The organism is Exiguobacterium antarcticum DSM 14480, from assembly GCF_000685865.1.
GTDB lineage: Bacteria > Bacillota > Bacilli > Exiguobacteriales > Exiguobacteriaceae > Exiguobacterium_A > Exiguobacterium_A antarcticum.
On sequence record NZ_JMKS01000003.1, the window covers coordinates 367,526 to 393,112 of the forward strand.

At 48.0% G+C, this 25,587-nt stretch carries 22 protein-coding genes, 1 other RNA gene and 2 other annotated features; of the genes, 2 read left to right on the forward strand and 21 right to left on the reverse strand.

The genetic code is table 11. From position 1 onward, the window contains the following. Positions 1–10 precede the first annotated feature (10 nt). The 7 genes from mltG to recD2 all read right to left on the reverse strand — a co-directional run bounded on the left by mltG (position 11) and on the right by recD2 (position 7,755). On the reverse strand, positions 11–1,159 hold the full coding sequence (gene mltG, locus P404_RS0102975; RefSeq protein WP_014970866.1) for an endolytic transglycosylase MltG: 1,149 nt from the start codon (positions 1,157–1,159) through the stop codon (positions 11–13). A gap of 80 nt (positions 1,160–1,239) precedes the next feature. Continuing rightward, complete coding sequence (locus P404_RS0102980; protein WP_014970867.1) at positions 1,240–1,533, reverse strand: DUF1292 domain-containing protein; 294 nt, start codon at positions 1,531–1,533, stop codon at positions 1,240–1,242. Beyond that, positions 1,520–1,807 carry a DUF1292 domain-containing protein gene (locus P404_RS0102985; RefSeq protein ID WP_014970868.1) on the reverse strand — a complete coding sequence of 96 codons (288 nt, stop codon included), beginning with the start codon at positions 1,805–1,807 and terminating at the stop codon, positions 1,520–1,522. The genes P404_RS0102980 and P404_RS0102985 overlap by 14 nt, the downstream gene beginning before the upstream one ends. Positions 1,808–1,819: 12 nt before the next feature. Continuing rightward, the gene (ruvX, locus tag P404_RS0102990) at positions 1,820–2,242 is read right to left on the reverse strand and encodes a Holliday junction resolvase RuvX (RefSeq protein ID WP_014970869.1); all 423 of its coding nucleotides are present in this window, start codon (positions 2,240–2,242) and stop codon (positions 1,820–1,822) included. Then, positions 2,239–2,508 carry an IreB family regulatory phosphoprotein gene (locus P404_RS0102995; RefSeq protein WP_026829929.1) on the reverse strand — a complete coding sequence of 90 codons (270 nt, stop codon included), beginning with the start codon at positions 2,506–2,508 and terminating at the stop codon, positions 2,239–2,241. Before P404_RS0102995 ends, ruvX begins: the two co-directional genes overlap by 4 nt. A 34-nt stretch (positions 2,509–2,542) precedes the next feature. Beyond that, positions 2,543–5,185 (reverse strand): alanine--tRNA ligase, encoded by a 2,643-nt coding sequence (alaS, locus tag P404_RS0103000; RefSeq protein WP_014970871.1) that lies wholly within the window; start codon positions 5,183–5,185, stop codon positions 2,543–2,545. Positions 5,186–5,247: 62 nt separating this feature from the next. Then, positions 5,248–5,466 (reverse strand) — a binding site (T-box leader). Between the two features lie 42 nt (positions 5,467–5,508). Further along, positions 5,509–7,755, reverse strand: coding sequence for an SF1B family DNA helicase RecD2 (gene recD2, locus P404_RS0103005; RefSeq protein WP_236624274.1), 2,247 nt, complete (start codon positions 7,753–7,755; stop codon positions 5,509–5,511). Positions 7,756–7,847: 92 nt separating this feature from the next. On the opposite strand from recD2, the gene P404_RS0103010 reads away from it, so the two are divergent. Then, entirely contained in the window at positions 7,848–8,396 is a 549-nt protein-coding gene (locus P404_RS0103010) for a VOC family protein (RefSeq protein ID WP_026829931.1), read from the forward strand. Between the two features lie 46 nt (positions 8,397–8,442). Here the strand turns inward: P404_RS0103010 and P404_RS0103015 are convergent, their stop codons facing one another. Genes P404_RS0103015 through cymR form a run of 4 tightly spaced genes read right to left on the reverse strand, consistent with a single transcriptional unit; the run spans position 8,443 to position 11,800 of the window. Continuing rightward, positions 8,443–9,099 carry a tetratricopeptide repeat protein gene (locus P404_RS0103015; protein ID WP_014970874.1) on the reverse strand — a complete coding sequence of 219 codons (657 nt, stop codon included), beginning with the start codon at positions 9,097–9,099 and terminating at the stop codon, positions 8,443–8,445. A gap of 13 nt (positions 9,100–9,112) precedes the next feature. Next, positions 9,113–10,237, reverse strand: coding sequence for a tRNA 2-thiouridine(34) synthase MnmA (gene mnmA / locus P404_RS0103020; RefSeq protein WP_026829932.1), 1,125 nt, complete (start codon positions 10,235–10,237; stop codon positions 9,113–9,115). A 12-nt stretch (positions 10,238–10,249) separates the two neighbouring features. Then, positions 10,250–11,380, reverse strand: coding sequence for a cysteine desulfurase family protein (locus P404_RS0103025; RefSeq protein ID WP_026829933.1), 1,131 nt, complete (start codon positions 11,378–11,380; stop codon positions 10,250–10,252). A 12-nt stretch (positions 11,381–11,392) separates the two neighbouring features. Further along, a complete protein-coding gene (gene cymR / locus P404_RS0103030) occupies positions 11,393–11,800 on the reverse strand; it encodes a cysteine metabolism transcriptional regulator CymR (protein WP_026829934.1) in 408 nt (135 codons plus the stop codon). A 63-nt stretch (positions 11,801–11,863) separates the two neighbouring features. Between cymR and P404_RS0103035 the strand changes: the two genes are divergently transcribed. Next, on the forward strand, positions 11,864–13,177 hold the full coding sequence (locus P404_RS0103035; protein WP_014970878.1) for a replication-associated recombination protein A: 1,314 nt from the start codon (positions 11,864–11,866) through the stop codon (positions 13,175–13,177). Positions 13,178–13,217: 40 nt separating this feature from the next. Here the strand turns inward: P404_RS0103035 and P404_RS0103040 are convergent, their stop codons facing one another. The 10 genes from P404_RS0103040 to recJ all read right to left on the reverse strand — a co-directional run bounded on the left by P404_RS0103040 (position 13,218) and on the right by recJ (position 25,521). After that, the gene (locus P404_RS0103040) at positions 13,218–13,982 is read right to left on the reverse strand and encodes a tRNA threonylcarbamoyladenosine dehydratase (protein ID WP_014970879.1); all 765 of its coding nucleotides are present in this window, start codon (positions 13,980–13,982) and stop codon (positions 13,218–13,220) included. A 99-nt stretch (positions 13,983–14,081) separates the two neighbouring features. Next, positions 14,082–14,271: non-coding RNA, 6S RNA (ssrS, locus tag P404_RS18165), on the reverse strand. A gap of 67 nt (positions 14,272–14,338) precedes the next feature. Then, entirely contained in the window at positions 14,339–15,541 is a 1,203-nt protein-coding gene (locus P404_RS0103045) for a DASH family cryptochrome (protein WP_026829935.1), read from the reverse strand. Positions 15,542–15,914: 373 nt separating this feature from the next. Further along, positions 15,915–16,502, reverse strand: a complete 588-nt coding sequence (locus tag P404_RS0103055) for a DNA-3-methyladenine glycosylase (protein ID WP_034773993.1) — start codon at positions 16,500–16,502, stop codon at positions 15,915–15,917. Between the two features lie 57 nt (positions 16,503–16,559). Then, on the reverse strand, positions 16,560–18,326 hold the full coding sequence (gene aspS / locus P404_RS0103060) for an aspartate--tRNA ligase (protein WP_014970883.1): 1,767 nt from the start codon (positions 18,324–18,326) through the stop codon (positions 16,560–16,562). Then, entirely contained in the window at positions 18,323–19,603 is a 1,281-nt protein-coding gene (gene hisS / locus P404_RS0103065; RefSeq protein WP_014970884.1) for a histidine--tRNA ligase, read from the reverse strand. Before hisS ends, aspS begins: the two co-directional genes overlap by 4 nt. Positions 19,604–19,643: 40 nt before the next feature. Beyond that, positions 19,644–19,867 (reverse strand) — a binding site (T-box leader). Between the two features lie 56 nt (positions 19,868–19,923). Beyond that, on the reverse strand, positions 19,924–20,361 hold the full coding sequence (gene dtd / locus P404_RS0103070; protein ID WP_014970885.1) for a D-aminoacyl-tRNA deacylase: 438 nt from the start codon (positions 20,359–20,361) through the stop codon (positions 19,924–19,926). Positions 20,362–20,374: 13 nt separating this feature from the next. Further along, a complete protein-coding gene (locus P404_RS0103075) occupies positions 20,375–22,573 on the reverse strand; it encodes a RelA/SpoT family protein (RefSeq protein ID WP_014970886.1) in 2,199 nt (732 codons plus the stop codon). Between the two features lie 141 nt (positions 22,574–22,714). Further along, the gene (locus P404_RS0103080; RefSeq protein ID WP_014970887.1) at positions 22,715–23,233 is read right to left on the reverse strand and encodes an adenine phosphoribosyltransferase; all 519 of its coding nucleotides are present in this window, start codon (positions 23,231–23,233) and stop codon (positions 22,715–22,717) included. Further along, complete coding sequence (gene recJ / locus P404_RS0103085) at positions 23,212–25,521, reverse strand: single-stranded-DNA-specific exonuclease RecJ (protein WP_026829938.1); 2,310 nt, start codon at positions 25,519–25,521, stop codon at positions 23,212–23,214. The genes P404_RS0103080 and recJ overlap by 22 nt, the downstream gene beginning before the upstream one ends. Positions 25,522–25,587 lie beyond the last annotated feature (66 nt).

Below are 25,587 nucleotides of genomic sequence, written 5' to 3' on the forward strand. Positions count from 1 at the left end.
AACCCCTTGTTCACTGCTCTTTACTTGCTTCGTATTCAACCCATTCAGGTTTATACTTGACAACATTTCGTTGGTGCTCCTCGTATGTTTCTTCGTAGAGGATTTGACCACGTGGATTTTTATCACTTGGTGGTCGTGCGAAGAAGTAGACATATTTTGTCTGGTTTGGACTAAGGACGGCGAGGATAGAATCTTCGCTGACGGTCGAAATCGGACCAATCGGAATACCTTCGTATTTGTACGTATTGTATTTCGAATTGTTTTCGAGATCTTTTAACGTCGTCAGTGCTGTATTTTCTCCCGTACCGTACCAGACCGTTGGATCCGATTGGAGTTTCATTCCGTCGTTGAGACGATTCGTGAAGACACCGGCAATCTCGCGACGATCGTCTGGCGTCGCTGCTTCCCGCTCGACCATTGATCCGAGACTCAACACTTCATGGAAGGTCATACCCGATTTCTTGATCGCATCCGCATTCGCATCATAAATCTTTTCCATCTGGTCTAACATCGTTTCTGCGATTTGATTGATACTCTTTCCTTTGTCGAACTCATATGTCGCTGGGAATAGGTATCCTTCTAGTGAGTAGAGGACCCCTTCTTTCGTCACTTCATCCGTCAACATCGGATACTTTTCAATCAAACTTTTGATATACGCCTCATCCGTCAAGGATTTTTGAATCGAATCTGCCTTAAAGCCCGTCGCTTTTGCGATGATGGCAATTTGTCGGTCCATCGTGATCCCTTCAGGAATCGTTACTTTGACATCCGCTGCTTTCATGATTGTTCCGGTCTTCAACTCATTGATGATTTCGTCTGGTGTCATCGCTTGTGTCAAGGTATACGTCCCTGCTTGGAATGACGATTCATTCTTGTAGCGGACGTAATAACGGAAAATCGTTTCGTTAGCGATTAAATCCTTTTCTTTGAGAAGACTTGAAATCGTACTTGTTCCAGCGCCAAGCGGAATTTCGACTTTGACGGACTTCGTCGCTGCTTCGTTGACCGGTTCAAGTGAACTCTTTAAAAAGATATAGATGGCTGCTCCTGCTACTAAGAAAATCGTGAACAACACTGAAAGGATGATCAGCGTAATCCGGCGCGATGTCCGGCGGCGCTTCTGTTCTTTTTCAGCATTTTTCTTCCATTCATTCTCCATTGGTTCCTCCTTCTTCTCTTAAAACAAGGTGACATCGAAAGAGCATTGCTCTCACGACATCACCTTATGCACGAGTCGGTTTAGTCAAGCTCGTCTTCTAATGTATTGAATACTTCTTCAATCTCATCCCATGTTTCTGCATCGTCTTCTGCGATCGGAACAAGATTAAAATCGTTATCTCCATCACCATATTCGTCTAGTTCATAGACAAAGATGTCGACTTCTTCTGCTTCATCATAATCCGCACCGATTGGTTCGAGGAAAATGTATGTTTTGTTCGAACGTGGACTTTCATAACGTAAACGTTCCGCAAACTCAAAATCATTACCTTCGCCATCAGGAATTACGTACCGTGTTGGTTCATTCTGTTGCATCATTCATCCGCTCCTTTAATGCAGTCTCGAGTTCATCCCAAGTCTGCTCATCGTTTTCATCAATCAGGCTCAGCTCAAAGTCGTCTTCGCCTTCACCAAACTCGTCGATTTCACAGATGATTAAATCATCTGCACCTTCTTCCGGGTGACCGATCATTTCAAGAAATAGATACGTTTTACCGGTTCGTTCACTGACATAACGGTACCACTCTTCGAAAAGATGTTCGCCACCGTCTTCATCAGGAAAGAGATACTGCCGTTTTTCTTCCGACATCTCATTTCCTCCTTATCGATTTGCCCGATCCAAATAAGATTGCAGGATCATGACTGCCGCCATCTTATCGATGACGAGTTTCCGTTTTTTCCGACTGACATCTGCATCAATCAGCATACGTTCTGCCTGCATCGTCGTCAGTCTTTCGTCGACGAGGACGCTCGCAAGACCAGTATGCGCCTCGATTTCACGCGCAAACGCTTCACTGGCCTCTGCTCGCGGTCCAATCGACCCATTCATGTTTTTAGGATGTCCGATGACGATGATTTCGACACCGTACTCCTTAATAATTGCCTCGAGCCGTTTAAAGGCGACAGGATAGTCCGGCTCCGTCCATTTGATGGTCTCGATACCTTGTGCCGTCCAGCCCATCAAATCACTTACCGCAACACCAATCGTCTTTGAACCGACATCAAGCCCGATCGCACGCTTCATTTTTTGTCTCCACTCTCCGATAAATAAGATTTCACGAGTTCTTCTAGTAGTTCATCACGTTCAATCTTTCGGATCATATTACGTGCATCGTTATGACGAGGAATGTAAGCAGGATCCCCGGAAAGAAGATATCCGACGATCTGGTTGATCGGATGATAGCCTTTTTCTTCTAAAGCATGATAGACCGTCAACAACACTTCACGTGTCGCTGCTTTACTATCGTCTTCTGGGAAATTAAATTTCATCGTTTGATCCATCTGACTCACGTTAATCACCTCTTTCATTTACACTACTTCTCTATTATGCCAGTGATTGCACGTAATGTGAAGTAAACGCAAGCGCTTCGTTCAATTTTGCAGGATCTTTTCCGCCCGCCTGTGCCATATCCGGACGGCCGCCACCGCCACCGCCGCAACGTGTTGCGACTTCCTTGATCAGTTTACCTGCGTGATATCCCTGATCGATCAAGTCTTTTGAGACACTCGCAACGAGATTGACCTTATCGCCTTGGGCACTTCCAAGAACGATGATTGCTGAACCAAGGCTACCTTTTAGTTCGTCCATCATGCCACGGAGAGCGTCCATGTCTTGGACGTCGACTTGTTTAGCAAGGACTTGGACGCCATTGATTTGTTCAACATCGTCTTTGAGTGACGCCGCTTCGATGTTCGACAACTTCGCTTGTAATGATTCGTTTGTGCGTTCCGTTTCACGAAGTTGGAGTTGGAGCGCTTCGATCCGTCCTGGCACTTCCGCTGTTTTCGTTTTCAACACACGTGCCGCCTGCTCGAGTGTCTGCAAGTGACCGTTCATGACGTGATACGCACCTGCACCTGTGACCGCTTCGATCCGTCGTGTCCCAGCACCGATACCGGACTCAGAAACAATCTTGAACAGACCAATTTCTGCTGTATTCTTGACATGAATTCCACCACATAATTCGATCGAATACGTTCCCGCCGAAACGACACGGACTGTTTCACCATATTTTTCGCCAAACAACGCCATTGCACCTTTTGCTTTGGCATCAGCAATATTCATCTCTTCGATTTCAACAGCGAGTGATGCCCAGATGGCTTGGTTGACATCTTGTTCGATCGTCGTTAATTCTTCTGCCGTCACTGCACCAAAATGCGAGAAATCAAAACGAAGACGTTCCGCTGATACAAGCGAACCCGCTTGATTAACATGTGTACCAAGCGTATCCTTCAAGGCTTTATGCAACAAGTGTGTCGCTGTGTGGTTTTTTGTGATTGCTTGACGTGATGAGGCTTCGACCGTTGCCCGGACCGTCGCATCAGCCAACGCAATCCCCGTCCGGACGACGACCGTATGCAAGTTTTGTCCATTTGGTGCTTTTTGAACATCTTTGACATCCAGTACAAAGTCTGCACCGACGATGGTTCCTGTATCCGCGACTTCTCCACCACTCTCCGCATAAAACGGTGTGATATCTAATAAGAGTTGTGCTTCTTCTCCTGCAGCGACTTCTGTCACTCGCTCTCCATCATGCAGCAACGCAATGATTTTCGCATCCGTCTCAAGGTCCGTATAACCAATGAATTGGCTCGGAACGGTTAACGTCGCGAGGACTTCCGATTGTTGCTGCATCGAACCACCATCTTCACGGGCAGCACGGGCACGCTTCCGTTGTTCATCCATCGCCCGTTTGAAACCTTCTTCATCTACCGACATCTGGTGATCTTCTGCGTATTCGACCGTCAGCTCGAGCGGGAAACCATACGTATCATACAGACGGAATGCATCTTCGCCACTGATTGTATGTTCGCCATTACTTTTAGCCGTTTGTGCCACTGTATTCAAGATGGCCAGACCATCATGTAACGTCTCATGGAACCGCTCTTCTTCGTTTTTGATGACACGTTTGATGAAGTCTGCTTTCTCCGGTACTTGTGGATAGAAGTCCACCATGACACTCCCGACCGTATCAACGAGTTCATGCATGAACGGACGTTCGATGCCAAGCATCTTCGCATAACGGACGGCACGACGCAGCAAACGGCGTAAGACATAACCACGTCCTTCATTTGAAGGCAATGCCCCATCTCCAATCGCGAAGGCTACTGTCCGGATGTGGTCGGCGATGACTTTAAACGCAACATCGAGTTTCGCATCTTCCCGATACGTTTTCCCACTGAGTGCTTCTGTTTTGTGGATGATCGGCATGAACAAGTCCGTATCGAAGTTTGTTGGCACATCCTGCATGACGCTTGCCATCCGTTCGAGTCCCATCCCTGTATCGATGTTTTTCCGTGGTAATTCTGTATAGTTGCCATGTCCGTCATGGTTGTACTGACTGAAGACGATGTTCCAAATTTCAAGGTACCGTTCGTTTTCGCCACCCGGATACAATTCGGAATCGTTTGGATCGTCGCCAAATGCCGGTCCACGGTCAAAGAAAATCTCCGTATTCGGACCGGATGGACCTTCTCCGATTTCCCAGAAGTTATCTTCTAGCGGAATGATGCGTTCAGCTGGTACACCCAGTTCGAGCCAAATCTGACGAGCAGCATCGTCTTCCGGATGAATCGTCACGGAAAGACGTTCCGGATCGAGTCCGTACCAGTCGTCACTCGTCAACAGTTCCCAGCCCCATTTGATGGCATCTTCCCGGAAATAATCGCCGACAGAAAAGTTTCCGAGCATCTCGAAAAACGTATGGTGACGGGCTGTTTTTCCGACGTTTTCGATATCATTCGTCCGAATCGATTTTTGAGCATTGACGATTCGTGGATTCTCTGGAATGACACGTCCATCAAAATATTTTTTTAAGGTCGCGACACCTGAGTTGATCCAAAGTAATGTTGGATCTTCAATCGGGACGAGCGACGCGCTTGGCTCGATTGCATGTCCTTTTGATTGGAAAAAATCGAGATACATCTGACGGATTTGTGCACCTGTCAATGGTTTTAATGGTTTCATCGAAAATACCCCCGAATTGATTAGTTTGTCCTGAACGCAAAAAAACGATACATTCATCCCTGAAAAGGGACGAAAGCATCGCTCTCGTGGTACCACCCTCGTTCGTAAAGACAGTTCCTCTCTTCACCTCGAAAAATCCAATAACGGAGATTACCCGCAAGTGTTTGCACTCGACTCCGGAAGGAGCTTCGGACGAATCGTCATGGAGATGGTTGCAGCAATCCCATCTCTCTCTGGTACATGAACAATTCGTCTTACTTAACTTCCATCAACGTTTTGCGTCCATTCATCTACCGTGATTATTACCTATCTGACGCATCCAGTCAAGTCTTTGTCATCCCGCCCAGCCGTTCAATCAGCCGGGTCCGTCGACGTGGTTCTTCCTCCTGCGACGCTTTGTAAAAGGCGCGTGGATCACCAAACAACAATAAACTCGCTTTCGCACGGGTCACAGCCGTATAAATCAGATTCCGAGAATGTTTGAAGGCACCTGTGAAGAAAACAGGCATCAAGACGATTGGAAATTCCGACCCTTGCGCTTTATGGATCGTAATCGCATAGGCATGTGTGAACTGATCCCAGTCACTCCGGTTGTATTCGACTTCCGTCTGATCAAAACGAGCGATGATCTTATCGACCTTATCGACGTTTTCTTTCGCAAAAAAGATATTGACGATTTCGCCGATATCTCCGTTATAGACGTTTTCTTCCGCATTATTGACGAGCTGGAGAATCTTATCACCGCTCCGGTAAATCCGTGTCCCCTGTTTGACTTCCCGTTTCTTTGGCGCTTCCGGATTATAGACTTGTTGGAGGACGATGTTCAGTTCGTCAATCCCGACTTGTCCCCGGTAGGTCGGCGCTAAAATTTGGACATCGAACTTCGAGTAGCCTTTCGCAAGCGCTTTTTCTGCGAATGCCGCGATGCCGCGTAACGACTCTTGTGGCGCCAGCGAATAAAAACGACGATCCGATAAGGGGGCAAGCAGGTCGGCTGACGTCACCCGATTTTTTAAATCATGGGCCAGACGAAGGATCGACGAATCCTCGGCTTGCCGATGGACGACATTTAACCGGACGACCGGAATCCCGTCCGTATCCATCAAATCCGCCAAGACTTGTCCAGGTCCGACCGATGGTAACTGATCGCGGTCCCCGACAAATAGAATCTTCATCCCGTTTGGCACAGCCCGTAATAAACTTGATAACAGATAAATATCGATCATCGATGATTCATCGATGATCAACACCTTTCCTGTGATCGGTTGATCTTCGTTTAATTGAAAGTTCGTTCCATCATATTTCAAGAGACGGTGGATCGTCATCGCCGGAACGTCCGTCGCCTCGGACAGACGTTTCGCCGCTCGTCCGGTCGGCGCGACGAGGACATACGGATAGACCTCACCTGATTTGACCTGGCTTTTTTCAAGTGGCCAGTCATGAATCTCCTGTAACGCGTGCAGGATTCCTTTGATGACTGTCGTCTTTCCGGTACCCGGACCACCTGTCAACACCATCAACGGGGCTTTAACCGCGAGTTCGATCGCCTCGCGCTGTTGGACGGCATATTCCATTCCGAAACGTTCCTCCAGTTGACCAATCGCCGACAAGATTGTTGCGACATCGACTTCTTGTTCCGAGCCATTCGCCATGACGCGGGCCAACTCCTTTGCGGCCCGGACTTCGGCGTAAAAAATCGTCGGTAAGTACAAACAACCCTCTTCGAGTTTGACCTTATCTTCCGTCAATAATAATTCGATGGCTTGTTCGAGCCGTTCGCCCGGGTCTTCCCCTAGTAGACGGGGTGCCCGCTGCAACAAGGATTCGACCGTCGCGAAGGCATGACCTTCCGCTGCCTCTTGCTCTAGAATATGCATGATGGAAGCTGCGACCCGTTCCGGATGTAAACCGACGAGACCAAGATGCGAGGCAATCTGATCCGCTGTCTTAAACCCGATTCCACTGACTTCATACATCAAGGAATACGGATTTTCACGAATTCGTGCCATCGCGTCTCCTTCGTAAGCGGCATAAATCTTCGCCGCTAGTTTTGGGGTGACGTCAAACGGGGCTAAAAAGAGCATCAATTGATCGACCCCATACAACGTGGCCAGTCGGCTAAAAATCACATCGGCCTGTTTTTGTTTGAGACCCGGCACCCGGTCCAGTGCCTTGCCGTCTTTTAGGATGACATCAATCGCGTCCTCACCTAAGGCGTCGACGATATTTTTCGCTGTTTTCGGACCAATGCCGGTAAACGAACCATTTGTCAAAAAACGGACTGCCGCGTGTTTCGTCATCGGGACCGACCGGCGAATCAGCTCTGCTTTTAATTGTTTGCCGAATCGGGGATGGTCGATCAACCGTCCAAACGCTTGATACGTTCCACCCAGTTCAATCCCGACGCCTGTTCCCGTGACGACCAGTTCTGTTTCTTTTAATTCAAAGTTTTTTTCTTTGATTGTGATCAAAACGATCGAATGGGCCTCTTCTTCGGAGGAAAACAGCACACGTTTGACTCGACCTACTACATGATGGGGGTGCTCCATCGCTCCACCTACTTTCTTCACTCCAGTTCTCTGCCATTATCATAGCATTCGTTTAGTCGATTTTAAATGAGGGAAACGTACCTTGAATTAATTTTTGATAGGAGGAACGGATAATGGGACGTTTGCCGATTGCCGGATTATGTGAATTAGTATTAGAAGTTGAGGATATGGAACGTGCTGTCGCCTTTTGGAATAAAACACTTGGGATTCCAATCGTCGAACAGTGGGCGCCAGAGGATGCTGAACCCAGTCAGGAGCAAGCCAAAACTGACGGTGTCTGGGCGACTTGGCTCTACATCGGTGGGAACACCCGCCTTGGTCTTTGGCTCAAACGTGACTTCACGATGGAAGAGCGGACAGTCAAACGACTTCCCGTCACGGAATGGGACAGTCTATATGATGAAGGGGGCATGCATGTCCACTGCGCCTTTTATGTCGAAAAAGACAAATTTGACGAGGCACTCGAATTTTTACGTACAGCTTCGATTGCCGTCAAGATTCGCGAGTGGGACGAACAAGAAACCTCAAACGACAAAGAGTATTCTGCTTATTTCAAAGATACCGAACAGAACGTCATCGAATTGTACACCAAAAACATGGACGAAGCGTACGAAAATTTTTCTGGCCCTTCGTTACGTGTCATCCGAGAAGTCGGGCACTAAAAAAACTCGCCGTTTTTCCGATTATCATCGGGAACGGCGAGTTTTCTTATTTTAATAACGCATCCATCTTCGTTTTCGCATCTTGTGCCAACGTATGATTCGGTTGATACGCAAGGACGGTTTCAAGTTCGGTATAACACGCTTCTTGCTCTCCTAAGAAGGCGAGTGCAATCGCATAATTGTAACGTGCATCCGTATGCGTCTCTTCCAGCAATAGCACCTGCTCGAAGATTTCTGCTGCTTCTTCGATCTGTTCGTTTTGGGCGAGCGCCAATCCGTACTGGAAGGCGATTTCGACATCAACGCCGTTCAATTCCGTTGCCTGTTTCAGACGGGGAATTCCTCGAATCGGATCACCTAACTTTTGGTACGTCAGTCCGAGCATGAAGTGTAAATCGGCATCGTCTAGTCCATGCAATAACGCAAGTCGTAACGATTCTTCCGCTTCGACGAGTTGATCTGCCGCGAAAAACAAGGCCCCTTTTGCATAATGGGCACTGGCAAACGTCGAATCGATCGTCAATGCCTTTTCATAAAACCGAAGAGCGCGGTCTGCATCATCCATCGATTGGAGTAATGTGCCCAGATTGACATAGGCCGTCGGATCGTTTGGTTGTGCTTCGATTGCATCGTTAAAGGCCTGGGCAGCCAATTCATAGTTACCGGACTCCAGATGTCTAAAACCTACTTCATTATAGTTCATATAGTTCTCTCCTTTAGGCAAGATATGCTAAGCGTTCCCCTGCTTTGTATGCTTCATCGATCGTCGCACCACCCAGACAGATGTCACCATCATAAAAGACGACCGCTTGTCCAGGTGTGATCGCACGTTGACGCTCGTCAAATGCGACGTCAAGACGACCGTTTTCAAGCACACGTACCGTGACTGCCGTATCCGTCTGACGATAACGGAATTTCGCCGTACATCGGAATTCTGTTCCAGCCGGCATCGATGCCGTCCAACTGATGTCAGATGCATACAAACCTTCTGAATACAACAATTCATTGTGGAAACCTTGTTCGACGAATAAGATGTTGTCCGCCAGGTTTTTTCCGACGACGAACCACGGTTCACCATCTCCACCGATGCCAAGACCATGCCGTTGTCCCATCGTATAATACATCAGACCATCGTGACGTCCCATCGATTTCCCGTCCAGCGTCCGCATTTCACCCGGTTGGGCCGGTAAATACTGACTGAGGAATTGTTTGAAGTTTCGTTCCCCGATGAAGCAGATACCGGTCGAATCTTTTTTCTTCGCTGTCGCGAGGTTCGCTTCTTCCGCAATTTTCCGGACTTCTGATTTTTCCATATGTCCGATCGGGAACATCGCTTTTGCAATTTGATCTTGTGACAGTTGGTTCAAGAAATACGTTTGATCCTTGTTCGTATCGACGCCACGAAGCATTTTATGTTCCCCATCTTCGTAGACGGCACGGGCATAGTGTCCCGTCGCAACGAAATCAGCGCCAAGACGCATCGCGTGATCAAGGAACGCCTTGAACTTGATTTCTTTGTTACACATGACGTCCGGGTTTGGCGTCCGTCCGAGTTTGTATTCGTCTAGGAAATACGTAAAGACTTTATCCCAGTACTCTTTTTCGAAATTGACCGCATAATACGGAATCCCGATTTGGTTCGCAACAGCGATGACATCTTCATAATCTTCTGTCGCCGTACAAAATCCGTTTTCATCTGTATCGTCCCAGTTCTTCATGAAGATTCCGATGACGTTGTACCCTTGTTGTTTTAATAAATAAGCCGTGACCGAAGAATCGACACCGCCGGACATTCCGACGACGACCGTTGTTTCGCTCGGTGCTTTTGCGCGTGTGTTCATTTTCTTCACCTCTTAGTTGTTCTGAAACGATTTTACGATATCTATCAGTCCTTGTGCGAGTAGTTCGACTTGTGCTAAATCATTCCCTAATCCGAAGCTGATCCGAACAGACTGTTTCGTCCGCGGATTTTCACCGTACATCGCTGAAAGGACATGGGACGGTTCAATCGATCCTGCCGTACAGGCACTTCCGCTCGAGACGGCAATTCCCCGCATATCGAGCATGATCAAAAACGGTTCAATCTCGACATGGGGGAAATACAGGTTGATGACTTGCGCCAATCCTTCCGCTCCATTGATTTCAAAGTCGATCGTTGACGCTTCGAGCCGCGCGAGTAACATCGTCCGTAGCTGACGATAATGGTTCGTTTGTTGCTCCCGTTCCTCGGCCGTCAACCGGACAGCTTCCGCAAAACCAACGATTCCGGCGACGTTTTCGGTCCCGGCACGGCGCTTGCGTTCCTGCTCGCCACCAAAAGACTGTGCTTCCAGCTTGAGACCAGAGCGGACATACAGTAAGCCGACACCTTTTGGTCCGTTGATTTTGTGACTCGAAGCCGATAACAGGTCAATCCCCATCGTTTCGACATCAATCTCCCGCTTCGCAAAAACCTGGACGGCGTCCGTATGAAACAAAATCTGTTGTTCCTGTAAGAATCGACCACATGCCGCAATCGGCTGAATCGTTCCGACTTCGTTGTTGCCAAACATGATCGATACTAAAATCGTATCGGTCCGAACAGCAGCACGTAATGCGGATTCCGATACGACGCCGGACGCAGGTACATCGAGATAGGTCACTTCAAACCCACGTTTTTCGAGTTCTTCGAATGCGTGAAGGACCGCATGGTGCTCGAAACGTGTCGTAATGACATGACGCCCCTTGACCTGGTACTGCATCGCGGATCCGATGATGGCGTAGTTATCCGCTTCCGTTCCCCCGCTTGTAAAGATCACTTCCGTTGGGTTAGCGTTTAATTCTGTTGCGATCGTCCGTCGGGCAGCATCGATCGCAGCACGTCCTGATCTTCCGAACGCATGGACGCTCGACGGATTGCCAAACTGCTCTAACATGTATGGCGTCATTTTTTCCAATACTTCCGGACGCATCGGCGTCGTCGCCGCATGATCAAAATATATCATTGTTGTCACCTCTCATATATAAAACATGTATCCTGTATCGTCTTCTTCGGCTAAATCTTTTAACGTCGTCGTATCCAGTACTTGATCGACGGCACGTTGGATTTTATCCCATAACTTCCGTTTCGTCACTTCGTCACAGTTGTCACCTTCGACGACGACGAGTGGTCCTTCGAGCAAACGAATGATGTCGCCTGCCGTAATCTCGTCTGCCGGACGCCCTAATTTGTATCCACCATATGCCCCACGAACGCTCTTGACGAGACCGCCGTTACGAAGCGGCGCAATCAACTGTTCTAAATAGTGTTCCGACAACTCATAACTTTGAGCAATTTTCTTTAAGGATAATGGCTTTAACTCGCCTCCTTTAGCGAGAGCAATCATGATTGTCAGACCGTATCGGCCTTTTGTCGAGATTTTCATCATGCGAAAAAACATCCTTTCTAGTATAGTAGTAGCTAAAAGTCGAAAGAAGGAACGCTACCTATGGCTAATCTATTTGAATCCCACTCTCCTGCTGGTCCGCTCGCCAATCGGATGCGTCCTCAATCCTTGGACGAAATCGTTGGACAACGTCACTTAATCGGAGAATCTACCTTGTTACGTCGGGCGATCCTTGCCGACCGGCTTGGGACCGTCATTTTCTACGGACCACCCGGGACCGGCAAAACGACGCTTGCCCGAGTCATCTCCAGTTATACGAAGTCAGCGTTTGAACAATTAAATGCCGTCACGGCAAAACTGGATCAACTGCGCGAAGTCCTGAAGGCGGCCGAATCGCGACTCCAGTTTGACCAACAAAAAACGATCCTATTTTTAGATGAAATTCATCGGTTTAATAAGATGCAACAAGATGCATTATTGCCAGCCCTTGAAGCCGGTACAATCACGCTGATTGGTGCAACGACGGAAAATCCAAGTTTTGAAGTCAATGCGGCTTTGTTGTCTCGAGCAACCGTTTTCCGGTTTGAAACACCGACGACCGACGATTTACGGATCGTGTTACGACGTACATTACAAGATCAAGAACGCGGGCTCGGAAAATATCCGATCACGATCACCGATGACGCCGTCGACCATTACGTCAAATTATCGGACGGGGATTACCGGGCTTTACTGAATGCACTAGAACTCGCCGTCTTGACGACACCGGAAATCGATGGGGAAATCACGATTGACCTCGCGGTTGCCGAAGAATCGATCCAACAAAAAGCATTAAAATACGATAAGGATGGTGATCGTCATTACGATGTCATCTCTGCCTTCATCAAGTCGATTCGTGGCTCGGATCCAGACGCCGCCTTATACTGGCTCGCTGTCATGATCGAAGCTGGGGAAAGCCCTCGCTTCATCGTCCGGCGCCTGTATGTCCATGCTGCCGAAGATATCGGTTTATCAGACCCACAAGCCTTGTTGCTCGTCGATGCCTGTGCCCGGGCTTGTGAATACATCGGTTTTCCGGAAGCACGCATTCCACTTGCGGAAACGGTCCTCTATTTAGCGACTGCTCCGAAATCAAACGCCGTCATCACGGCAATCGACAAAGCACTCGAACTGGTCCGACGTTCCGATGGCGGTCCGGTCCCCCCACATTTACGCGATGCGCATCATGCTGGTGCTGCAGCGTTAGGTAACGGGGTCGAGTATCAATATCCACATCAGTTTCCACATGCTTATGTCAAACAAAACTACTGGCCCGAAAATCTGGCACGAACGAAACCTGTCTTCTATACCCCTAGTCCACGTGGTTTTGAAAAACAAGTGCAGGCCCGACTCGATTTTTGGAAAAAACAACCGTAAACGTACGTATCAGAAAAAGCGACCTCCTCAGGTCGCTTTTTTAACGGACACGTTCGATGATGACGCCTGCTTCCCGAACGATTTCATTGATGACATAACTCGCCGCAATCAATCCCCCTACGGATGGGACAAAGGCATTCGAGCTTGGTGGCATCTTCGCTTTCCGGATGACAGCTTCGTCATTTCCAACGACTTGCCGCACTTCTTCGATGATTTTGACAGGTGGTTCGTCAGAGAACACGACAGGTACACCTTTATGGATTCCCTCTTTACGTAATCGTGTCCGGATGACTTTCGCGAGCGGGTCATAACTCGTATCCTTGATGTCAACGATCTTGATTCGAGTCGGATCCATCTTATTCGCCATCCCCATACTCGAGATGATCGGAATCTGACGTCGCTTACACTCTTTGATCAAATGAATCTTAAAGGAAACCGTATCCGACGCATCGATGACAAAATCCGGATTTTCAGCGAAAAAAGCTTCATATGTTTCTTCATTGTAAAACATCTTTAAACGAACGATCTCGAGGTCGGGATTGATTTGCATCAACCGATCGGCCATCGCATCGACCTTCGGCTGTCCGACCGTCGGGAGTAGAGCATGAATCTGGCGGTTGACGTTCGTGATGTCGATGTCATCTTTATCGACGAGGATCAAACGTCCAACACCACTACGGGCAAGGGCTTCCGCCGAAAACGAACCGACGCCGCCAATCCCTAAAATTGCGACAGACTTGGATGCCAATGCGTCAAGTCCAGTCTTACCGATTGCTAATTCATTACGCGAAAATTGATGTAACATCTCATAACCTCACAATACTCATACTGTTTTACTCGGAATTATATCATAAAAAAAAACGTCATGCGACGTATAGATGAATCACTTTTTAAAAAATAAACGATGGGACCCGAAGTGCCGTGTCGATACCTTATTTTTGAACCTGCTGTGCAGGTGGGTGTCTTATCCGACTCCTATTCGTACGTCCTCCTGCTGTGTTACGAGGCATGTACTACTAGTTGGAACGTCAGACTCCCTATCAAAAAAGAGTGGCTCAAAGATAAAAGGCGGCTCTCGTACATCTCAGGAACCCCATCTGTTGCATTTAATATAGCATTCCCATTATCGAAATGCAACTGGTTCCGGCTCTTAAAATTTGATCATTTTTCAGTCGTTTCACTTGACATCCAACGCCGGATGAATGCCCCTGTCGGATCGTATTTTTGTTGTTGGAATTCCGGGTTGAATCGTGGTGTACGTGTCGCGTTTCCGACCCCTGCAATGTAGGCCCAGTTCCCATAATTGGAAGCGACATCGTGGTCAATCAACTGCTGTTCAAAATAACGCGCCCCGATCCGCCAATCTTGTTTCAGATCGTGAATCAAATAACTCGCCGTAATCTGGCGTCCACGGTTCGACATCCATCCCGTTTCTCGAATTTCACGCATGAAGGCATCCACGAATGGTTGACCGGTCCGTCCCGCCATCCAGGCATCGACCGCCGATTGATCCGTTTTCCATGTCAGATGACCATCTCGCAAGCCATTGGACCGAAAGAGCCGATGTCCCGTCTCCCGCATCGTCAAGTGGAAAAAGTCACGCCACAACAATTCGAAGTATAACCAATAAGTCGATTCGTTCGCCCCATGCAGACGTTCAGTTCGTTGTAACTCTGCCATGACACGCCGTGGCGAAAGCGAACCGTTCGCAAGCCAAGCCGATAATTTGGAGGAATCATCGCGATCAAAGCCGTTCCGTGTCTCTTTATAAGTAAAGACAGGTCGTTCCAGGTACTCGGTCAAACGAGCACGCCCTGCCGCTTCACCGCCTGCAAACGGAAATGACGTATGCGGATGATCCATAGCTCTCACCTCTTGCGGTTCAACATACCGGACTTCTCCCGGTGCATCGATCGGTTCCGCGAATCGACCGGACTCTTCGACTCTTTTTCGAAATGCCGTAAAGACTCGTTTCAGTTCATCACTACCGATGTCTTCCCGAAGATGTAACGTTTGTGTCTCATACATACAGGCTGTAAACTGTCGCAGAACCTCCTGTTCCAGACATTCTTCGTAAAAACCAGTCATCCTGTGAAAATAGAGGACATCCTCCGGTTCAATGAACCGCGAGAGTTGTTCCATCGACCCCCCTCGCAAAATCGTCAGTTCGATTCCAAGTTGCCCTAAATGATCCCGTAAGGATTGGAGCGTCTCCCGTTCAAATGTCACGTGTTGGTGACCTCTCGTCTCTGTCTCACGTTGAATGAAAAGTGCTCGGACCGTCTGTTGTTCGCTACAGGCACGCGACAATGCTTCATGATCATCGACCCGTAAATCATTTCGATACCATACGATTCCCGCCATTTCATCAGCTCCTTTTTTCTTTTCTACTCGTACTATCTCAGTCTTCCGCTCTTACGCAAAGAATCAATGTGCGGAAAAGGTTTTGTTTTTTTGCTTTAGTGGAATATAATTAGTACAACTTACGTAAGGAGTGAATCATTTCATGGCAGCTAAAAAAGGGAAATTAAAGACATTAATCACGCTCGCTACGACGGTCGGACCGATCGTCTACAAATTCTATAAAAAACAACAAGCTAAAAAATCAATCAATACACCAAAATAATGCATCCCTTAAAACACGCTTCCCTTATAAAGAGAAGCGTGTTTTTTGATGTCTAGCTTTCTTTTGCTTTATCTCCATTCCGATGGACTTCACATATTTCCTCCGTGTTTTTCATTTTTTGCTCACTCCACTGCTCCCCTCTTCGTAAAAACGCCAAGGGTATGCCGTTGCCTCGCCGGCGTTCGGAATCCCGATTCGAGTCGTCTGCACGATCGTTCCTGCAGGGCCTGCCTCGATTTGAAAACGAGAATCCGTATATACATCCACAGCGGAGTCAGCCGTCGTCAACCCGAAGGCTTGGCACAACTTCGCCGGTCCATTGACGAGATTTTTTTGTTCCGTTTTTGTCAATGTCGCATACGGTTTCGCAAACCGACGAGTTGCGATGAGGTCATGCCCGCTGATAATCTCCGCGCCGCGCAGTAAGACCGCATATCCTTGACCACTCTCCCCACAGACGATGTTCAGACAATGGTGCATGCCATAAGTGAAATACACATAGATGTGACCGGCCGGTCCAAACATCGGTGCCGTCCGCTTCGTTGGGCGTCCGCTGTAGGAATGGGCCGCTTGATCGTATGGTCCAAGATAGGCTTCAACCTCCACAATCCGCATCGTGACTGCACCAACCGTCAGAAGACTTCCGAGTAATTCCGGCGCGACATCGACCGGTGATCGTTCAAAAAAAGACCTTTCCATCTTCATTCCTCCTAAAAAAAACAGATTTCCCTCTGACCAGAAGGAAATCTGTGTTGTTTATGATTGTTTGACTGCCGTCCGGATCGACAATTCGTTTAATTGTGCATCCGAGACCGGACTTGGTGCTGCTGTCAACAAGTCACTCGCCGACGCCGTTTTCGGGAAAGCAATCGTATCCCGTAAATTCGTTCGTCCCGCGAGTAACATGATGAGACGGTCAAGACCTAACGCAATCCCCGCATGCGGCGGCGTTCCGTATTCGAACGCTTCCATCAAGAATCCGAACTGTTCGTTCGCTTCTTCTTCCGTGAATCCAAGCAATTTAAACATCCGCTCTTGAATATCCCGTTCGTAAATCCGTTGTGATCCTCCACCTAACTCATACCCGTTCAAGACGAGGTCATACGCAACGGCAAGGACGCTGCCTGGGTCCGTCTCCAGTTTATCGAGATCTTCCCGGCGTGGCATCGTGAACGGATGGTGGTTCGCATAAAAACGACCATCTGCTTCTTCAAATGTCACGAGTGGGAAATCCGTCACCCAAAGGAAATTGAAGACAGTCTCATCAATCAATCCAAGTTCTTTTCCAAGTTTTTGGCGAAGTGCACCGAGGCTGTCGGCAACAATCGAAGCTTTTGCCGCCACGAAGACAAGTAAGTCACCGGCTTCAGCAGCCGTTGCGTCAACAAGACGTGCCGTCGCTGCTTCATCAAAGAACTTCGCGATTGGCCCGTTCAGACCTTCTGCTGTCACTTTGACCCACGCAAGACCTTTTGCGCCGTAGATAGCCGTGAATTCTTGTAATTTATCAATATCTTTACGTGAAAACTGATCTGCTGCACCTTTGACGTTTAAGGCCTTGACTTCGCCCCCTGCTTCAAGCGCCATATCAAAGACTTTAAAACCGGCTCCTGTGACCGCTTCCGCGACATCAATCAACTCAAGACCAAAACGTGTATCCGGCTTATCTGAACCAAAGCGGCTCATCGCTTCTACATGAGGCATCCGTGGGAACGGTGTCGTGATGTCTTTTCCGAGTGTTTCTTTCATGACACGTGTCATCATCGCTTCCATCATCGCGTACAAGTCTTCGACATCCATGAAGCTTGTTTCGATATCGACCTGTGTGAATTCCGGTTGGCGGTCTGCTCGTAAATCTTCGTCACGGAAACAACGGGCGATTTGGAAGTACCGCTCAAAACCAGACACCATCAACAATTGTTTAAACAATTGCGGTGATTGTGGCAAAGCATAGAATTCGCCGGGATGGACACGACTTGGAACGAGGTAATCGCGTGCGCCTTCCGGTGTCGACTTCGTCAAGATTGGTGTTTCGACTTCAAGGAAGTCTTGTTCGTCGAGGAAGTTTCGCATGATGTTCGAAGCTTTCGAACGCAGGCGGAATGTTTCTTGCAGCGACGGGCGACGTAAGTCCAAATAACGGTACTTCAGACGAAGATCCTCGGATGTTTGTTCCGCTTCTTCACTGATCGGGAACGGCGTCATTTTCGAAGCGTTCAAGATGATGACTTCATCCGCGACGACTTCAACTTGTCCCGTTGGAATGTTCGGATTCGGATTTTCACGTTTGATGACGGTTCCTTTAATATCGAGCACGTATTCTGAACGAATCGTTTCCGCTAAGCGGTGTGCCTGTTCGTTTTCCGGTTGGAAGACGACTTGGACGATCCCTGTCCGGTCGCGTAAGTCGAGGAAAATCAATCCACCTAAGTCACGGCGTTTTTGAACCCATCCTTTTAACTGAACTGCTTGCCCAATTGTTTCTTCTGTTACTGTTCCGTTCATATGTGTACGTCCGATCATTGTACTTCCTCCTTTAATTTCGCAACAATCGTGTCGGCAACTGCTGACAGTGGGACATCAATCTGTTCACCGGTCGACATATCTTTTAGCGCCGCTGCACCACGCTCGACTTCTTCGTCTCCGAGGATGACGGTAAAGCGTGCTTTCATGCGGTCTGCTGCTTTGAATTGTCCTTTAAACTTCCGTCCGAGGTAATCACGATCCGCGACGAGTCCTTCTAGACGCATCAATTGCAGCAAACGGGTTGCCGTTTTTTCGACTTCATCGTTCCCTTGCGCCACGATGAAGACATCAATCGACTCATCGATTTCCGGTAAGACCGCTTCGTTTTCAAGCGCCATCAACAAACGTTCGATTCCAATACCAAAACCGATTCCCGGTGTCGCCGGTCCACCAATCTGTTCGACAAGTCCGTTGTAGCGACCGCCGCCACAAAGTGTCGTGATCGCCCCGAAACCTTCTGCTTCCGACATGATTTCAAACGACGTGTGGTTGTAATAGTCAAGACCACGAACGAGCGTCGGATCAATGACGTACTCGATGCCTAACGCATCCAGATGAAGCAAGACTTGATCAAAATAGTCTTTTGATGCCGGGTTCAAGAAGTCAAGAATCGATGGTGCCGTCGCCATGCTCGGGTGATTGCGATCGACCTTACAATCAAGGACACGCAGTGGATTGGCTTCGAGACGATTCTGGCAGTCCTGACACAACTCATGCGCAACGGGCTTGAAGTGATTGACAAGCGCTTCCCGGTGCGCCGCTCGACTTTCACTGTCACCGAGTGAATTGATGACAAGCTTTAATTTCTTTAAGCCGAATGACCGATAGATGCTCATCGCAAGACTGATGACTTCTGCATCGATTGCCGGTTCTTCACTGCCTAGCGCTTCGACGCCGTATTGGTGCAGTTGACGGAAGCGACCCGCTTGGGGACGTTCATACCGGAACATCGGTCCGATATAAAATAACTTGACCGGCTGATTCGGTGAACCGTACAGTTTATTCGTCACGAACGATCGGACAACGGCAGCCGTCCCTTCCGGACGAAGCGTAAACTGTTCTTTTCCACGTTTTTCAAGCATGAACATTTCTTTCTGGACGATGTCCGTCGTCTCCCCGACACCCCGTTTAAACAGTTCTGTTTCTTCGAAGATTGGTGTTCGGATTTCCTTGTAGTTATAACGTTTACTGATCTCCCGTAACTGGTTTTCAATATACTGCCAACGCTCGACCGTACCCGGAAGCACATCAAACGTTCCGCGTGGTAATTTCATCCTAATTCCTCCTTTTGAATACAAAAAAAGTCCTCGTCCGCAAAGGGACGAGAACTTGAAGATCCCGTGGTACCACCCTGGTTGCTGAATCTAATTCAGCCACTCGGTGCAGTTAACGCCTGCTTACGATTTTCCCTACTCTACTGTTTCAGGAAAATACCTCAGAAGGGTCTTTCATCTAGTTCGCCTGATCACCCTTCCAGCCAAGGGGTGACTCTCTACGCAGCCGAGCTCTAAACTACTCTTCTTCATCATCGGTTCTAATATCGTTCTGTTATCCCCTATATTGCCTCGTTCGAAAGATCCTGTCAAGACTTTGGTCACTTTTCTAAAATCAAGGTGACCGGACCATCATTGACGAGTGCCACATCCATCATCGCTCCGAACTGTCCCGTTTCGACCGTCAGTCCCTGCTTACGCAAACGGTCATTAAATGCTTCGTACAGTTCGTTCGCGTGATCCGGTTTTGCGGCTTCCGTAAATGCTGGGCGTCGCCCTTTTTTAACATCTCCGTATAACGTAAACTGGGAAACGGATAAAATACTTCCGTCGACATCCTGAAGCGATCGGTTCATCCGTTCTTCCTCGTCCTCGAATACACGTAATCCCGCAATTTTATCCGCCAACCAATTGACTTGTTCTAGCGTATCTTCATGCGTGACCCCGACGAGTAAAAGAAATCCTTGATCGATTTGACCGGTAATCGATCCATCGACCGTCACGCTTGCTTCTTTGACCCGTTGTAATACGACTCGCATTCCTATCCGCTCCTTATGTCATCATGACGCGATGTACGGCATACACGTCTGATATCTGTTTAATCCGGTCGACCACTTTCTGCAAGTGGTTGACGTTGTCAATCGCAATCGTCATTGAAATCTTCGCTTGTTTGCTGTCGTCCCCTTTACCACTTACGGCAACGATATTCGTATTCATCGCCGAGACGGATTGAAGGACGTCATTTAAGAGACCCGCTCGGTCAAATCCAGAAATCTCAATTTCGACATTATAACTCTTGACCGTCTTGCCCTCATGTTCCCATTCGACTTCCAGCAATCGTTCCGGATTTTGTTCGTGAATGACATTCAGACAATCCGCCCGGTGGATCGAGACACCACGTCCGCGTGTGATATAGCCGACGATATCGTCTCCCGGTACCGGATTACAGCACCGGCTCATCCGAACCAACATATTGTCGATTCCTTTGACACGAACCCCTTCCGGATTTTGTTTTTTCGGTCGGTCGAACGTCTTCATCCCACTGATGGCATCGTTGAGTTCAAGGTTTTTTGATTCTTTATCCTTGCGCAATTTTTCCGTCAATTTATGCGCGACTTGAGCGGCTGTCAATCCATGATAACCAACCGCGGCATACATATCTTCCTCTTGACCGAAGTTGAACTTCCGTGTCACGTCTTCAAGTGTCTTGTCGTTGATGACATCCTTCGGTTCAAAACCAAGCTTCTTCACTTCTGCCTCAATCAGCTCGCGGCCTTTGGAGACGTTTTCTTCCCGTTGTTGGCGCTTGAACCATTGACGAATCTTATTTTTCGCTTGACTTGAGACACAAATCTTCAGCCAATCCTTGCTTGGTCCGTAACTGTGTTTTGATGTGACGATTTCAATGATGTCACCGGTTTTCAGTTTATAGTCAATCGGTACCATCCGTCCGTTGACTTTCGCTCCGATCGTCCGGTGTCCGATTTCCGTATGAATCCGGTACGCATAATCAATCGGCACCGATCCTTTAGGTAATTCGATGACATCACCCTTTGGTGTGAAGACATACAACATGTCGCTAAAGAAATCGACTTTGACAGATTCCATGAATTCCTCTGCATCGGCTGTATCTTTTTGAAGCTCTAAAATTTCACGGAAATGAGCGATTTTATCTTCAAAACCGGATTTTGCTTCCTGTTCCTTGCCTTCTTTGTAAGCCCAGTGTGCGGCAATTCCGTACTCGGCGATGAAATGCATATCGCGTGTCCGAATTTGCACTTCAAGCGGTTCACCCTTTGGCCCGATGACCGTCGTATGCAGTGACTGGTACATGTTCGGTTTAGGCATGGCGATATAGTCCTTGAAACGTCCCGGCATCGGTTTATATTGTGTATGAATGATTCCGAGCACCGCGTAACAATCTTTGATCGAGTCGACGATGATCCGGACGGCCATCAAATCATAAATTTCGCTGAATTCTTTTTTTGAATTTTGCATTTTATTATAAATCGAATAGATGTGTTTCGGGCGGCCATCCACATCCGCTGCAATCTCAACTTCTTCGAGTACTTCGTTAACTTCATCAATCACGGATGTGACCAGTGCTTCCCGTTCCGTCCGTTTTTGTTTCATCATCGAGACGATCCGGTAGTATTGTTGCGGATTGATGTAACGAAGACTGATATCTTCGAGTTCCCATTTAATCGTCGATATCCCGAGTCGATGCGCAAGCGGCGCAAAGATTTCGAGTGTTTCTTCTGCTTTTTGGACTTGTTTTTCTTTCACCATATGTTGTAACGTCCGCATATTGTGCAAACGGTCGGCTAGCTTAATCAAGATCACACGGATATCTTCTGCCATCGCAATGAACATCTTCCGGTGGTTTTCAGCTAATTCTTCCCGTTTGGATTTGTATTTGATTTTACCGAGTTTCGTCACACCATCAACGAGCATCGTCACGTCTGCTCCAAAACGTTCCGTTAGTTCCTCCAGCGTAATGTCAGTATCCTCGACGACATCATGAAGAAGAGCGGCAACGATCGTCGTCGCATCCAGTCCGATATCCACTAGTATCCCCGCTACTTGAACGGGGTGAATGATGTAAGGTTCACCCGATCGACGAAATTGTCCTTCATGCTCGTCTTTTGCGAATTGATAGGCACGTTCGATATCCTTGACTTCTGCCTCGGTCATGTACTCCGCACATCGAGCGAGAAGGTCTTCTACATTTACGATTTGTTTATTTGTCATCCCTTATCCTCACCCAGTCCCCGGGATTGATTACGCTGAATCCCTAATATATATATCTTCTATTATCGTGAAATTTTGATAATATGTCAAAATAAAAAGAAATACCCCCCCGACTACAGCCGAGAGGATATCTACTACGTATTAATCTGCGTAACGAATCAAGGACAAGATATCGTATCCTTCTAATTTTTCACGTCCGCCTAACCCATCGAGTTCAATCAAGAATCCGATTCCGGCAACTGTTCCGCCAAGCTGTTCAATCATTTTGATTGTCGCTTCGATCGTTCCACCTGTCGCAAGTAAATCGTCTAGAATGACGACGCGTTGTCCGGGTTGGATCGCATCGTGATGCATCGTCAAGACATCTTTTCCGTACTCGAGACCATACTCGACACGAACTGTCTCACGCGGTAGTTTCCCTTCTTTACGAACCGGTACGAAACCGATTTCCATCGCGTAAGCGGCTGGACAACCTACGACGAATCCACGTGCTTCCGGACCGGCAATGACGTCAGCATCTTGTTTACGCGCATAATCGATCAAGGCGTCGACCGATTGTTTGTAGGCAGGACCATTCTGCATCAGTGATGTGATATCTTTGAAACTAATTCCTTCTTTCGGCCAGTTTTCGACCTCTTTTATATGCTGTTTGAACTCCATGTCATTTCCTCCTGCTTCGCCGCTTCTACCAAAGTATCAAAACGCTCTTTCAACTGAGCGAGTGACGAATAAATGTATTGTTGCTCAAGACGCTGACGTTCCTCATGACGCTTGTACGTCGCGGCTTCCGTCAGATCTCGTTTTTCAGCATTCGGGTTCACACCCGGCAGCCCGTCCTCCATTGTAACAAGAAAATCCAGTTCCGAAAACACTGAATGCATAAAGTTAATTGAACGTTTCGACCATTTTCGGGATTTCGACAAACGGACGAGGCCGATTCGCAGTTCATCTCGTGGACATTTGGCAAAATAATTGAAGTACTGTTTAAACTCTTCCCGTGAAGGAATCGTCTCGAAATAGTATCCTTCGTCCTTAAACGCGCAATACACACGCTCCGCCTCTTTCAAGTAGGGCAAAAAGGCTGACTCTTCTTCCGGCAAGTCTAAAAAGACGATATTGGCTTTGATCGGACCGTTCAAGGGACGTTCGGCATACTTCGTTTGTGTGTCTTTCGAGAAGGCAACTAACGTCGTCATGTCTTCTGGTAACTCAAACACGTCCGTTAACGGTTTTTTACCGCCACGGTAATCAAACAATTGATAATCAACGACGGCTAAATCTTGAATCATCAACTGTGGTTTCCGGAACCCGTTCCACTCATTGATGTTTAAGCTCCCCATCAAGGAGACGTCTGCGAGTGACGAAATCTCATCGACCGCGTCCCCAAACCCAAACCCGATTCCATCGAGTTCCGTTTTCCCATCTGTCACGAGGACTTTCAAGTGTGTCAAATCACGACCGATCCGCTTTAAATCCCGGATGTTCGCCCCTTCGACGACGACACGCGGCGAAGGATTGCCCATACCAAATGGGGCCAGTCGTCCCATTTCTTCGATCAATCCAATCGAGATCTCTGAGACGTTGAGACGTAAATCGATTTCCGTCGTCGCGATGAACGCCTTGTCCGGTAAGCCGGCGGCTTGCGCATTCAACCGTTCCCGTAAGACGGAGACATCCTCTGACGATAAAGTCATGCCTGCTGCAGCAGGATGTCCGCCGAAGTGTGGCAAGATGTCTTCACATCGTGTCAATTCAGCAAACAGATCAAACGCAGCAATCGATCGACCTGAACCTTTTGCCGTTCCTTTTTCCGCATCATGGCACAAAAGAATGACCGGACGATGATACTTCTCGACGAGCCGTGAGGCAACGATTCCGACGACACCGGGATTCCACTGATTTGAGTCGACGACTAATACACGATCGGATAAATAATGACGTTCGACTAAATCAATCGCCTCTTCCGCGATGTTCTTGACGATGTCTTGCCGTTGTTTGTTTTGTTGATCCAGTTGTTCTGCGAGGATACTGGCTTCTTCGATCGTTTCCGCCAGCAACATCTCAAGCGCCGGCATCGCGGAATCGAGACGACCTGCCGCATTGATCCGTGGACCAAAGGCAAAACCAACCGATTCTTCCGTCAACTCGTCTTCCACTAAGCTGCACACTTTCCGTAACGCTAAGATTCCGGGACGTTCGCTTGCGTTCAAGGCTTCGATTCCTTTTGCTGCGAGTAACCGGTTTTCACCAACTAACGGGACTAAATCGGCGATCGTCCCAAGAACGGCTAAATCAAGCAGTTCCTCCGGTACCCGACCGAGCAGGGCATGGGCGACTTTAAAGGCGACACCGGCACCGGCTAACTTCGAATACGGATAGTTCGTATCGACCCCAGGATGAATCATGGCAAAGGCATCCGGTAAGACGTCTTTTGCTTCGTGGTGATCGGTAATGATTAAATCGACACCTAAGTCTTGTAAGACTTTTGCTTCGTCGATTCCAGAAATACCACAGTCGACGGTGATGACTAAACCAAATCCTTCTTCTGCTGCCCAACGGAACGCTGCTTCGTTTGGTCCATACCCTTCCGTAAAACGGTTCGGGATATAACATTCCGCCATCGCTCCGATTTCGACTAACGCATGCCAAAGAATCGCAGCTGAACTGACACCATCGACGTCATAATCGCCATAAATTAAAATCATTTCACCTTCGTCAGCAGCCTGTTGAATCCGGGCGACGACTTTATTCATGTCTTGAAACAGGAACGGATCATGAAAATCCATCTGGTCTGCTTCTAAAAACGCTTTCGCCTGTTCTGCCGTCTCAAACCCACGTTGCACGAGCAGATGTGCGACTTGTCGCGAGACTGCCACTTGTTCTGCCAACTCGTTTATTTTGAGTGAATCGACTTCTTTATCGATCCATGTTTTCTTCGAATGATACATCTAACCCCTCCAATCAACTTCATCATTATAAAACAAAACCCGCGTTAGCGATAGCTAACGCGGATC